The following is an 11,834-nucleotide window of genomic DNA, read 5'->3' on the forward strand; positions in this document are numbered from 1 at the left end:
GCTGCATCATCTCGGGCGCGCTGGTGCGCCGCTCGGTGCTGTTCTCGCGCGTGCGCGTGCACTCCTATGCCTCGGTGGAAGCGTCGGTCATCCTGCCCGAGGTCGACATCGGCCGCGGCTGCGAACTGCACAAGGTGGTGGTCGACAACGGCTGCGTGATCCCGCCCGGCATGAAGATCGGGGTGGACGCGGCGGAAGACACGCGCCGCTTCTTTCGCACGCCGAGCGGCGTGGTGCTGGTGACCCGCGAAATGCTGGAAAAACTCGAATGACCCTGAAGGTTCTCTACGTCTGTTCCGAAGTCTTCCCGCTGCTCAAGACCGGCGGGCTGGCCGATGTGAGCGCGGGCTTGCCGCCCGCACTCCAGGCCCTGGGCGCGGATGTGCGCCTGTTGTTGCCGGCCTTCCCCGGCGTGGTGGCGGGCGTCACGCCCGAAGGCCCCACCCTGCTGGTGCCGGCCGGGGGCGGCCCGGGCTTGCCCCCGGGTCTCGGGCCGCAGGCCATGTCGGCCCACGGGCCCACGCCCTGGCTGCGCGCCGGGCGCATCACCGACAGCGGCATGCCGGTCTGGTTGCTGCACGCGCCGGGCCTGTACGAGCGCAGCGGCAGCCCCTACCTCGACGCCACCGGCCAACCCTGGCCCGACAGCGCCGAACAGTTCGCCTGGCTGGGCTGGGCCGCGGCCCTGCTGGGAACGGGTCTGGACACCGCCTGGCGGCCCGATGTGGTGCACGGCCACGACTGGCACACCGGCCTGGCGTTTGCCTACCTGCGCGAACTCGCGCGCACCGCCGAACACCGGCCGGCCACCGTGTTCACCATCCACAACCTGGCCTACCAGGGGGTGTTCAACGCCGGCCTGCGCCCGCGCCTGGGCTTGCCCGATGGGTTCTTCCACCTCCAGGGGCTGGAGTTCCACGGTCAGATCAGCTTCATGAAAGCGGGGCTGAAGTACAGCGACGCCATCACCACCGTGAGCCCGACCTACGCGCACGAGATCACCGGAGCCGAGCAGGGCTGCGGCCTGGACGGCGTGCTGCGCCAGCGCCAGGCGCACCTGCACGGCATCCTCAACGGGGTGGACGACGCGGTGTGGAACCCCTCGGCCGACCCGCTGGTGCAACCCGGATTTGATGCCGACCACCTGCAGGGCAAGGCCCAGGTCAAGGCCCGGCTGCAGCAACGCATGGGGCTGACACCACAACCCGATGCGCTGTTGTTCTCGGTGGTGAGCCGCCTGACCGAACAAAAGGGCCTGCACCTGCTGCCCGCCGTCGTGGACGAGCTGGTGCAGCGCGGCGGACAACTCGCGGTGCTGGGCTCGGGCGACGCCGCCATCGAACAGGCCTTGCGCGGCTGCGCCCAACGCCACCCCGGCCAGGTGGCGCTCACCGTGGGCTACGACGAGGCGCTGGCGCACAGCGTGATCGCCGGGGCGGACGTGATCCTGCTGCCCTCCCGCTTCGAGCCCTGCGGACTGACCCAGCTCTACGGCCTGCGCTACGGCACGCTCCCCCTGGTGCGCGCGGTGGGCGGTCTGGCCGACACCGTGGTCGACTGCAGCCTGGAGCACCTGGACGACGGCAGTGCCAGCGGCTTCGTGTTTCAAGACCTGAACGTGCCGAGCCTGCTCTCGGCGCTCAAGCGCGCCTTTGCACTGCAGCGGCGCCCGGCCGACTGGCGCGCCGTTCAGCGCCACGCCATGGCGCTGCGCTTCGGCTGGGCGCGCGCGGCGGGCGAGTACCTGCAGGTCTACCGCTCGGTGCTGCCCACCTGAACGCCACGCCAGCACGCTTATTGCTTCAGCCCTTCAGCCCCCACCACAGAGCTCAACGCCATGCCCGACACCACGCTCCCCATTGAACCCGTGCCGTTCGAATACGACCACCTCGACAACGGCGTGGACGCCTTGCGCAAGTCGATCGCCAACCGCCTCGTCTACTCGGTCGGCCGCGACCCGCGATCGGCCACCCGGCGCGATTGGCTGTTCGCCCTGTTCCACGCGGTGCGCGACCGCATGATGCACCGCTGGCGCGAGACGCTGGCCACCGCGCAGGACGACGACGCCAAGCGCGTGTACTACCTCTCGATGGAGTTCCTGACCGGACGCGCGCTCACCAACGCACTGCTCTCGGTGGGCATCCTCGACGAGGCCCGCACGGCCTGCACCCAGCTCGGGGTGGACTTCGATTCGCTGATCGACCTGGAAGCCGACGCGGGTCTCGGCAACGGCGGCCTGGGGCGGCTGGCCGCGTGTTTCCTCGACTCCATGGCCACCGTGGGCATCCCCGGCATGGGCTACGGCATCCGTTACGACTACGGCATGTTCGCGCAGCGCATCGTCGACGGCCGTCAGGTGGAAGAGCCCGACTACTGGCTGGTCAACGGCAACCCGTGGGAATTCATGCGCCCGGAGTTCAGCTACACGGTGCAATTCGGTGGGCGCCTGGTGCAGGCGGGTGGCAACGTGCGCTGGGTGGAGACCGACGACGTGATCGCCACCGCCTACGACACCGGCGTGCCCGGCCACGAGCTCAGCAGCGTGGCCACCATGCGCCTGTGGACCGCGCGCGCCACCAGCGGCATCAACCTGGACGCCTTCAACAAGGGCGACTACATGCGCGCGGTGGAGGCCAAGAACGCATCGGAAAACGTCTCGCGCGTGCTCTACCCCGACGACAGCACCGAGCACGGCAAGGAGCTGCGCCTGCGCCAGGAGTACTTCTTCGTCAGCGCCTCGCTGCAGGACATCGTGCGCCGCTTCAAGAAGCACCAGGGCGACTTCGCCCTCTTCACTGAGCGCGTGGCGATTCACCTCAACGACACCCATCCCGCGCTGGCCGTGCCCGAGCTCATGCGCCTGCTGGTGGACGAGCAAGGCCTGGAGTGGGACACCGCCTGGGACATCTGCAAAAAGGTGTTCAGCTACACCAACCACACCCTCATGCAGGAGGCGCTGGAGACCTGGCCGGTGGAGCTGATGGGCCGCCTGCTGCCGCGCCACCTGCGCATCATTTACGACCTGAACGCGATCTTTCTGGCCGAGGTGCACGAGCGTTTTCCGGGCGAGAACGACCTGCTGCGCCGCGTGTCGTTGATCGACGAACGCGGCCAGCGCCGCGTGCGCATGGCCTACCTCTCGGTGCTGGCCAGCCACAAGGTCAATGGCGTCTCGGCGCTGCACAGCCAGCTGATGGTGCAGACCATCTTTGCCGACTTCGCGCGGCTCTACCCCGAACGTTTCTGCAACAAGACCAACGGCATCACGCCGCGGCGCTGGCTCTCGCAGGCCAACCGTCCGTTGGCCAGCCTGATCGACGCACGCATCGGCACCACCTGGCGGCGCAACCTCGACGAGCTCGAACAGCTGCGCCCGCTGGCCACCGATCCCGAGTTCGTCAGCGCCTTCCAGGCCGCCAAGGCGCAGAACAAACAACGGTTGGCCGAACGCATCGCACTTGAGACCGGCGTGATCGTGAATCCCGCCAGCCTGTTCGACGTGCAGATCAAACGCATGCACGAGTACAAGCGGCAGTTGCTCAATGTGCTGCACGTGGTCACGCGCTACCAGCAGATCCTGGCGCACCCGCACGCCGACTGGGTGCCGCGCACGGTGATCTTTGCCGGCAAGGCGGCCTCGGCCTATTTCATGGCCAAGCTCGTCATCAAGCTCATCAACGACGTGGCGCGTGTGGTCAACCACGACAAGCGCATGGGCGACAAGCTCAAGGTGGTGTTCATCCCCAACTACCGCGTCTCACTGGCCGAAGTCATCATCCCGGCGGCCGACCTCTCCGAGCAGATTTCCACCGCCGGCACCGAAGCCTCGGGCACCGGCAACATGAAGTTCGCGCTCAACGGCGCGCTGACCATCGGCACCTGGGACGGCGCCAACATCGAGATCGCCGAACACGTGGGGCTGGAGCACATCTTCATCTTTGGCCACCGCACCGAGCAGGTGGCGGCGCTGCGCGCCAGCGGCTACAACCCGCGCCGCTACTACGACCACAACTACGACCTCAAGACCGCCATCGACCGCATCGCCGAAGGCGCCTTCAGCCCCGAGGAGCCCGGGCGCTTCCACGACATCACGCGCACGCTGCTGGAGTCCGACTACTACCTGCTGCTGGCCGACTACACCGATTATTTGGCCACGCAGCACAAGGTGGATGCGCTCTACCGCACGCCAGACGAATGGACGCGCCACGCTGTTCTGAACGTGGCCGGCATGGGCGCGTTCTCATCGGACCGCACCATCCGCGAATACGCCAGCGACATCTGGAACGTGAAGCCGCTGTTTCCTTGAACTGTTCGGAGCGCGACGCCGCTCCAAACCCGCGAGGTCGGTGAACGAAACGCGTTCAGCCGAGAAGAACCCGAGCAAATTTCCGCTTGCCGACCTGCACCACAAACGTTCCGGCTGGCAGCTTCAAAGCCTTGTCGCTGATCACCACCCCATCCACCCGCACACCACCCCCCTCGATCAGACGGTTGGCCTCGCTGGTGGACGGTGCCAGACCCGACGATTTGAGCAACGAGCCGATGCCCAAAGGCGCACCCGACAGCGACACCTCGGGAATCTCGTCCGGCACGCCGCCTTTGCTGCGGTTGATGAAGTCCTGCTCGGCCGCATCGGCTGCCGCAGCGCTGTGGAAACGCGTGGTGATTTCCTTGGCCAGCGCCACCTTGGCGTCCTTCGGGTTCGCCCCCTGGGCGACCGCCTGCTTCAAGGCTTCGATGTGCGCCAGCGACTGGAACGACAGCAGCGTGTACCAGCGCCACATCAGCGTGTCGGAGATGCTCAGCACCTTGGCGAACATCGAGTTGGCCGGCTCGGTGATGCCGATGTAGTTGTTCTTGCTCTTGGACATCTTGTCCACGCCGTCCAGGCCTTCCAGCAAGGGCATGGTCAGGATGCACTGGGGCTCCTGGCCGTACTCGGCCTGCAGGTGGCGGCCCATGAGCAGGTTGAACTTCTGGTCGGTGCCGCCCAGCTCCAGATCGCTCTTGAGCGCCACCGAGTCGTAGCCCTGCATCAGCGGGTACAGGAACTCGTGCACGCTGATCGGCGTGCCGGCCTTGAAGCGGTCGTGGAAATCGTTGCGCTCCATCATGCGCGCCACCGTGTACTTGGCCGCGAGCTGGATCATGCCCATCGAACCCAGCGGCAGGCTCCATTCGCTGTTGTAGCGAATCTCGGTTTTGGCCGGGTCCAGCACCAGACTCGCCTGTTTGTAGTAGGTCTCGGCATTCGCCTGAATCTGCTCGCTGGTCAGCGGCGGGCGGGTGTTGTTGCGGCCCGAAGGATCGCCGATCAGGCTGGTGAAGTCCCCGATCAAAAAGATCACCTGATGTCCCAGGTCCTGCAGCTGGCGCATCTTGTTGAGCACCACCGTGTGGCCGATGTGGATGTCGGGAGCGGTGGGGTCCAGCCCCAACTTGATGCGCAAAGGCTGGCCCGTCTTCTCCGACTGTGACAATTTTTTGATCCAGTCGGCCTGGGGGATCAATTCCTCGCACCCTCTCAGTGTCACGCTCAAGGCATTTTTCACGCCGTCTGTCAGTACGCCCTCAACAGGAGGGTCGAGGTGAATACTTTGTGATGCTGGGCTGCTGGGATTCATAGGCTTTTTCCGAATGGCGGGCTACAGGGTGGTCGATATACTTCGCGCCCAGTGACGGATTTTAGTTGGCGCAGTTTTTGCAAACGTCGGATCCGGTTCATCGCCCAGGCGCAATGAATGTGAACTTGTTCCGCGTGGGCTCATCAGCCTGTGTGTCCCATCCAACAGACCGTTGGTCACGTTTTCAGGAAACACCGATTTTGATCCGTCCATTGCTTCATTCGCTGTCCCGGGTCGCCGACGCTGTTCGTCAAAGCCTCGCTCGCCACCCCCGCCGCATCATGGGCGGCATCGGTGCCTTGCTGCTGGGCACCGGCGTCACCGCCTTCGGCATCGCACCACTCGCGCCCGACGCCGCCGACCTCCCGGTCCGCCAGGTCGTCGAAAGCCTCGCTCCTCCCGCAGTCGAAGTGCCCAGCGCCTTGGCGGCCTCTTCCAACGACTTCGTTCTGTTCCGCAGCGACATGACGCGCCGCGACGACACCGCCCAGAGCCTGCTTCAACGCCTGGGCGTGGTGGACACCGAAGCCCAGGGTTTTCTGCGCACCGACGCAACAGCCCGGCAATTGCTGGGCCGTGCGGGTCGCCTTGTGAGCGTCGAGACCAATGACCGCCAGGAACTGCAGCGCCTGACCTCGCGCTGGATCGCCAACGACGACCGCCAGTTCACCCGCCTCGTCATCGAGAACAGCCCCGAAGGCTTCAAGTCGCGCCTGGAGACCGGTGAACTCACCGCCTCGCCCCGGTTGGCCAGCGGTGTGATCCGCAGTTCGCTGTTTGCCGCCACCGACGCGGCCAACATCCCCGACCCTGTGGCGGTTCAGCTGGCGGAAATGTTCTCCAGCGACATCGACTTCCGCCGCGACCTGCGCCAGGGTGACCGCTTCAGTGTGGTCTATGAAAGTCTGGAAGCCGACGGCGAAAGCCTGCGCACCGGCCGCGTGCTCAGCGCCGAGTTCGTCAACAACGGCCGCAAGTACGAAGGTGTGTGGTTTGAAGAACCTGGCCAGCGCGGCGCGTACTACGGTTTCAACGGCGAGAGTTCGCGCAAGTTTTACCTGTCGTCGCCGCTGGAGTTTTCGCGCGTGAGCAGCGGCTACGGCATGCGCTTCCATCCCATCTCGGGCACCCGCAAGGCTCACCTGGGCGTGGATTACGCCGCGCCCACCGGCACACCTGTGCGCACCATTGCCGATGGCGTGGTCGAGTTCGCCGGCGTGCAGCGAGGCTATGGCAACGTGATCATCATCCGCCACCGCAGCAACCAGACCACGCTGTTCGCCCACCTGAGCCGCATCGGCGTGCGTCAAGGCCAGAAGGTCGATCAAGGCGACTGGATCGGTGCCGTGGGCTCCACGGGCGCCTCCACCGGCCCGCACCTGCACTTCGAGTTCCGCGACAACGGTGTCCACCAGGACCCGCTGGTCATCGCACGCCAGAGCGAGTCCGTCCCGATCAATCCGGCGGCGCGCGCCCGCTTCGATGCCGTCGCCCAACTGCAGCGCGTTCACCTGAATGCAGCGGCCAGCGTTCAACAGGCCAGCGCGGAATAAGACCGCAACACGCGGGCATGAAAAAGGGGAGCCTGAGGCTCCCCTTTTTCATGCTTGGGCGCCGTGCGCCGCGAGATCAGACGCTGAAACTGGAACCACAACCGCAGGTGCTGTTGGCGTTCGGGTTCTTGATCACGAACTGTGCACCTTCCAAGTCTTCCTTGTAGTCGATCTCGGCGCCCACCAGGTACTGGTAGCTCATGGCGTCGATCAACAGCGACACACCGTTCTTCGACATGGTGGTGTCGTCTTCGTTGACCACCTCGTCAAAGGTGAAGCCGTACTGGAAGCCGGAGCATCCGCCGCCCTGCACGAACACGCGCAGTTTCAAATCGGGATTGCCCTCTTCGGCCACCAACTCGGCCACCTTGGCGGCTGCGCTGTCGGTGAACACCAGCGGGGCCGGCATGTCGGTCTGGATGTTTTCTGCCACTGCACTCATGGATGACCTCTTGGGATGTGTGGCCCTCGATCAGGTCCACTGGGGAAAGCGGGACGCACAGCACGTCCTGGATGTCTGGTGATACTAATTCAATTCACTCGGGAATGTGTTCAGCCGTTGTTTGCCGCCAGCTTCAGTGTGGGTTTGTCGTCGATGTCCACCGCCATGGGCTTGAGCTGGCCAGTGATGGTCGCGCCTTGGTGCATTTCCAGTGCCTTGTACGACACATCGCCTTCAATGCGCGCCTTGGGCTGCAGCTCCAGCAGTTCGAACGCCTGCACGGGTCCCTTGACGTGGCCATTGATGATCACGTGGTCCGCAAGGATCTGGCCCGTGACCACCGCGACCTCGCTGATCACCAGAATGCTGGGCTGTTCATCGCTGGCACGGATGTCGCCCACGACTTGACCGTCCACACGCAGGCCGTCATGGAAAAGCACATTCCCCTCGATGCGCGTGCCTTGAGCAATCAGGCTTTTGATGGGCGGTTGTTTTTTCTTGCCAAACATGGGAGTTCTCCAAACGACAGATCGCTGTTGGTCACAGCTGGAATGTTTGCACCGATCGCACCGAGCCGCCCTGCATGACACGGGCTGTCACGTTTTTTACCATGGCCGATGGCGGCACATCGACGATGCCTTCGAGCCGCAAATAGCCCTTGACCAGCACCGCCTGCGGCGTGGGCGAATGCGCCATCGACCAGGGCTGACCCTCAAGCGTGCCGGTGAAGGTGATTTCAAGTCCTCCCTTGAAATCGGGCGCATTCTTGACTGCCTGCATCATGAGCGCCTGCCAGCGCCACTGGGTGTCGGACACGCGCTCAGCCTGCAGGCCGCGGATACTGAGATCGCTGCTGCCGGACCCAGGGATCAGGCGTTCAAAAAAACCGAGGTCGCTGCGCAGGGCTTCGTTGTCAACTTCAAGTTGCCGGATGCGCATGGCCAACTGCTCCTGCGCGCTGCGCTCGGTGGTGAGCAGGCTCTCCGAGGTGTTTGCAACCGACTGGGCCACCAGCAGATCGGCACGCAGGGTTTGCACTTCGTTGCGCAAGCGGGAAAGCTCCTGCTTGGATTCGCGATCCAGACCGGCGATGTCACGACCAAACTCAAAGGCCCACATGGCCAGCGACCCCGAGAAGCCCAGCACCACCGCACCGAGCAACCAACGAAACGGCCACGGCAACGCACTGCGAACCGCCATGCGCGGTGCGCTGACGGTGAGTTTTCTGCGCAGAAGCCGAAACCGCATGCAAACCTTTCAAAGTGAAAGCAAACGCAACCCGGGCCCAGAAAGCAAAAACCGCCCCAAGTTCGACTTGAAGGCGGCTTTTGCAGTTGAGGCCAGACAGATTAGCGTTTGCTGAACTGCTTGCGACGGCGCGCAGAGCGCAGACCGACTTTTTTCCGTTCGACTTCGCGGGCATCGCGCGTCACGAAACCGGCTTGCGACAGGCCCGGCTTGAGCGTGGCGTCGTAGTCGATCAGGGCACGGGTGATGCCGTGGCGCACAGCGCCGGCCTGGCCGGATTCGCCACCGCCGTGCACGTTGACCATCACGTCGAAGGTGTCGGCGTGGTTGGTCAGCAGCAGGGGTTGCTTGCAGATCATGATGGAGGTTTCACGGCCGAAGTAGGCCTGAATGTCCTTGCCATTGACCACGATCTGGCCAGAGCCTTTTTTCAGGAAAACGCGGGCGACGCTGGATTTGCGACGGCCGGTTCCATTGTTCCATTCACCAATCATCTCAAGGCTCCTTTAGAGTTCCAGCACTTGCGGCTGTTGGGCGGTGTGCGGGTGCTCTGCACCACCGTACACCTTGAGCTTCTTGATCATGGCGTAGCCGAGCGGGCCCTTGGGCAGCATGCCCTTGACAGCCTTTTCGAGTGCGCGGCCAGGGTGCTTGGCCTGCATGTCGCGGAAGTTGGTGCCGTAGATACCGCCGGGGTAACCCGAGTGACGGTAATACACCTTGTCGAGGGCCTTGTTGCCCGTGACGCGGATCTTGGCTGCGTTGATGATGACGATGAAGTCACCGGTATCGACGTGAGGCGTGTAAATGGCCTTGTGTTTGCCGCGCAAACGGAGAGCCACTTCACTGGCAACTCGTCCGAGGACCTTGTCGGTCGCGTCAATCACAAACCACTCGTGCGTCACGTCAGCGGGTTTTGCGCTGAACGTTTTGGTCATGAGTTTTCTCTTGAAGAGGTGGTTTGGCGGCTCTTTTCCACGGTCGGTCGTTCTCTGACGGAACGCTCTTAGGTGGGTTTTGATGCTTCGCCGCGGAGCCAGCAGTTCGCTGCGAAGCCCTCGATTGTACGAAATTGCGGGGATGGCTGGCAAATTTCGATTCTGCAGACCCGTCCGGCGTGGTCAAACCGCTACCATCGCGGGATGTTCAGCTACCGACACGCCTTCCACGCCGGCAACCACGCCGACGTGCTCAAGCACACCACCCTCATCGCCACCCTGCGTCATTTGATGCAGAAAGAGGCGGGCATCACCCTGGTCGACACCCACGCGGGCGCCGGTTTGTACCGCCTGGATGGCGATTACACGGAAACCGGGGGCGAAGCCAAGGACGGCGTGGTCAAGCTGATGGCTGCGCTGCGTGCAGCCGACCGACCGCCGGCCAAGGACGTCTCGCCGGCCATCGACGACTACCTGGACATCATCGCGGGCTTCAACCCGTCGGGTGCACTGCGCGTCTACCCCGGCTCGCCTTTCGTGATGCAGCAGCTCATGCGCACCGAATCGCGCGACCGGCTCAAGTTGTTTGAACTGCACCCCACCGACAGCAAAACGCTGGCCGCCAACATCGCCCAGCTCGACGCCGGGCGCCAGATCGCGGTGGCGCGAGAAGATGGTTTCGAGGGCCTGCGCCCGCTGCTGCCACCGCCGCCCTCGGCCACCGGTTCCAAGCGCGCCGTGGTGCTGATCGACCCCAGCTACGAAATCAAGAACGATTACGGGAAAGTGAGCGCCTGCATACAAGAGGCAATCAAGCGTTTCCCGACCGGCACTTACCTCGTTTGGTACCCGGTGATTCCGCGGCCCGAAGCGCACGACCTGCCACGCCGGCTCAAGACGCTGGCCAATCAGGCACAGAAGCCCTGGCTCAACGCCACGCTGGCCATTGGTCAGGACCCGACGCACGGCCCGGACGACCGGCCGGGGCTGACCGCCAGCGGCATGTTCGTGATCAACCCGCCCCACACCCTCAAGGCGGTGCTGCAGCAGGCGCTGCCGCAGTTGCTGACCCACCTGGGGCGCGGTCGGGGGAAATCCCAGGCGCTCGAATCCGGCGGTTGAAATTAGCCGACCGCTCGGTCGGCTAACTGGCTATACTGCGATCCACGCGCCCGGTCAGCGGCGCAGGAGACGCGCATGTACACCCAGTCGTTCAACGTTCCCGACGCCGACGCCAAGTCCGGCACTCCGCTGAAATCGGTGCCCCACGACACCGCGCTGCAGGTGCACTTCGATGCCGTGGTCGATGCCGACGGCAAAATCGAGCCGCGCGACTGGATGCCCGACGCCTACCGCAAGACGCTGGTGCGCCAGATCAGCCAGCACGCGCACAGCGAGATCGTGGGCATGCTGCCCGAGGGCAACTGGATCAGCCGCGCGCCCAGCCTCAAGCGCAAGGCCATCCTGGTGGCCAAGGTGCAGGACGAAGGTGGCCATGGCCTCTACCTCTACAGCGCGGCCGAGACGCTGGGCACCAGCCGCGACCAGATGTTCGACGCGCTGCACTCGGGCAAGGCCAAGTACAGCTCGATCTTCAACTACCCCACGCTGACCTGGGCCGACGTGGGCGTGGTCGGCTGGCTGGTGGACGGCGCGGCGATCATGAACCAGATCCCGCTGTGCCGCTGCAGCTTCGGGCCGTATGCGCGCGCCATGATCCGCGTCTGCAAGGAAGAGAGCTTCCACCAGCGCCAGGGCTTCGAGTCGCTGATGACCATGATGCAGGGCACGGCCGAGCAAAAGGCCATGGTGCAGGACGCGGTGAACCGCTGGTGGTGGAAGTGCCTGGCCATGTTCGGCCCGCCCGACGCCGACAGCCCCAACAGCGTGCAGGGCATGCGCTGGGGCATCAAGCGCATCAGCAACGACGACCTGCGCCAGAAGTTCGTGGACGCGACCGTGCCGCAGGCCGAAGTGCTGGGCGTGACCCTGCCCGACCCCGATCTGAAATGGAACGAGGCGCGTGGTC

At 64.6% G+C, this 11,834-nt stretch carries 11 protein-coding genes and 1 pseudogene; 6 read left to right on the forward strand and 6 right to left on the reverse strand.

Annotated elements, in window-relative coordinates; all coding sequences use genetic code 11:
• The 3 genes and pseudogenes from glgC to Q1W68_RS06105 form a co-directional block, all read left to right on the forward strand.
• Positions 1-272, forward strand: a pseudogene (gene glgC, locus Q1W68_RS06095) (glucose-1-phosphate adenylyltransferase); the annotation flags it as partial.
• The gene (gene glgA, locus Q1W68_RS06100; protein ID WP_300651208.1) at positions 269-1,777 is read left to right on the forward strand and encodes a glycogen synthase GlgA; all 1,509 of its coding nucleotides are present in this window, start codon (positions 269-271) and stop codon (positions 1,775-1,777) included. The pseudogene glgC and the gene glgA, both read left to right, overlap by 4 nt.
• A gap of 60 nt (positions 1,778-1,837) precedes the next feature.
• A complete protein-coding gene (locus tag Q1W68_RS06105; protein ID WP_300715885.1) occupies positions 1,838-4,306 on the forward strand; it encodes a glycogen/starch/alpha-glucan phosphorylase in 2,469 nt (822 codons plus the stop codon).
• Positions 4,307-4,361: 55 nt separating this feature from the next.
• On the opposite strand, the gene tyrS is transcribed toward Q1W68_RS06105, so the two are convergent.
• Entirely contained in the window at positions 4,362-5,624 is a 1,263-nt protein-coding gene (gene tyrS, locus Q1W68_RS06110; protein ID WP_300715886.1) for a tyrosine--tRNA ligase, read from the reverse strand.
• 200 nt (positions 5,625-5,824) lie between these two features.
• Between tyrS and Q1W68_RS06115 the strand changes: the two genes are divergently transcribed.
• On the forward strand, positions 5,825-7,177 hold the full coding sequence (locus Q1W68_RS06115; RefSeq protein WP_300660336.1) for a peptidoglycan DD-metalloendopeptidase family protein: 1,353 nt from the start codon (positions 5,825-5,827) through the stop codon (positions 7,175-7,177).
• 76 nt (positions 7,178-7,253) lie between these two features.
• Here Q1W68_RS06115 and erpA read toward each other — a convergent pair whose 3' ends face one another.
• The 5 genes from erpA to rplM form a co-directional block, all read right to left on the reverse strand.
• Positions 7,254-7,619 (reverse strand): iron-sulfur cluster insertion protein ErpA, encoded by a 366-nt coding sequence (erpA, locus tag Q1W68_RS06120; RefSeq protein ID WP_291218294.1) that lies wholly within the window; start codon positions 7,617-7,619, stop codon positions 7,254-7,256.
• Positions 7,620-7,729: 110 nt separating this feature from the next.
• The gene (locus Q1W68_RS06125) at positions 7,730-8,128 is read right to left on the reverse strand and encodes a polymer-forming cytoskeletal protein (RefSeq protein WP_300660346.1); all 399 of its coding nucleotides are present in this window, start codon (positions 8,126-8,128) and stop codon (positions 7,730-7,732) included.
• 31 nt (positions 8,129-8,159) lie between these two features.
• Positions 8,160-8,867: a DUF6776 family protein gene (locus tag Q1W68_RS06130; protein WP_300660349.1), complete on the reverse strand. Its 708-nt coding sequence runs from the start codon at positions 8,865-8,867 to the stop codon at positions 8,160-8,162.
• 101 nt (positions 8,868-8,968) lie between these two features.
• A complete protein-coding gene (rpsI, locus tag Q1W68_RS06135; protein WP_069047945.1) occupies positions 8,969-9,361 on the reverse strand; it encodes a 30S ribosomal protein S9 in 393 nt (130 codons plus the stop codon).
• 12 nt (positions 9,362-9,373) lie between these two features.
• Complete coding sequence (gene rplM, locus Q1W68_RS06140; RefSeq protein WP_056267763.1) at positions 9,374-9,805, reverse strand: 50S ribosomal protein L13; 432 nt, start codon at positions 9,803-9,805, stop codon at positions 9,374-9,376.
• 204 nt (positions 9,806-10,009) lie between these two features.
• Here rplM and rlmJ point away from each other — a divergent pair, with 204 nt between their 5' ends.
• Both rlmJ and paaA read left to right on the forward strand, forming a co-directional pair.
• Complete coding sequence (gene rlmJ, locus Q1W68_RS06145) at positions 10,010-10,927, forward strand: 23S rRNA (adenine(2030)-N(6))-methyltransferase RlmJ (RefSeq protein ID WP_300655947.1); 918 nt, start codon at positions 10,010-10,012, stop codon at positions 10,925-10,927.
• 75 nt (positions 10,928-11,002) lie between these two features.
• Positions 11,003-11,834, forward strand: an 832-nt coding sequence (gene paaA / locus Q1W68_RS06150; RefSeq protein WP_300715888.1) for a 1,2-phenylacetyl-CoA epoxidase subunit PaaA, incomplete at its 3' end; no start/stop codon positions are given.

The sequence above is a fragment of the Hydrogenophaga sp. genome (assembly GCF_030158645.1).
Lineage (GTDB): Bacteria > Pseudomonadota > Gammaproteobacteria > Burkholderiales > Burkholderiaceae_C > Hydrogenophaga.

What these genes read in the sequence shown, in the direction of transcription:
- glgA (WP_300651208.1), top strand. Translation starts at nt 269, where the DNA reads ATGACCCTGAAGGTTCTCTACGTCTGTTCCGAAGTCTTCCCGCTGCTC.
- Q1W68_RS06105 (WP_300715885.1), top strand. Translation starts at nt 1,838, where the DNA reads ATGCCCGACACCACGCTCCCCATTGAACCCGTGCCGTTCGAATACGAC.
- Q1W68_RS06130 (WP_300660349.1), bottom strand. Translation starts at nt 8,867, where the DNA reads ATGCGGTTTCGGCTTCTGCGCAGAAAACTCACCGTCAGCGCACCGCGC.
- rpsI (WP_069047945.1), bottom strand. Translation starts at nt 9,361, where the DNA reads ATGATTGGTGAATGGAACAATGGAACCGGCCGTCGCAAATCCAGCGTC.
- tyrS (WP_300715886.1), bottom strand. Translation starts at nt 5,624, where the DNA reads ATGAATCCCAGCAGCCCAGCATCACAAAGTATTCACCTCGACCCTCCT.
- Q1W68_RS06125 (WP_300660346.1), bottom strand. Translation starts at nt 8,128, where the DNA reads ATGTTTGGCAAGAAAAAACAACCGCCCATCAAAAGCCTGATTGCTCAA.
- erpA (WP_291218294.1), bottom strand. Translation starts at nt 7,619, where the DNA reads ATGAGTGCAGTGGCAGAAAACATCCAGACCGACATGCCGGCCCCGCTG.
- rlmJ (WP_300655947.1), top strand. Translation starts at nt 10,010, where the DNA reads ATGTTCAGCTACCGACACGCCTTCCACGCCGGCAACCACGCCGACGTG.
- rplM (WP_056267763.1), bottom strand. Translation starts at nt 9,805, where the DNA reads ATGACCAAAACGTTCAGCGCAAAACCCGCTGACGTGACGCACGAGTGG.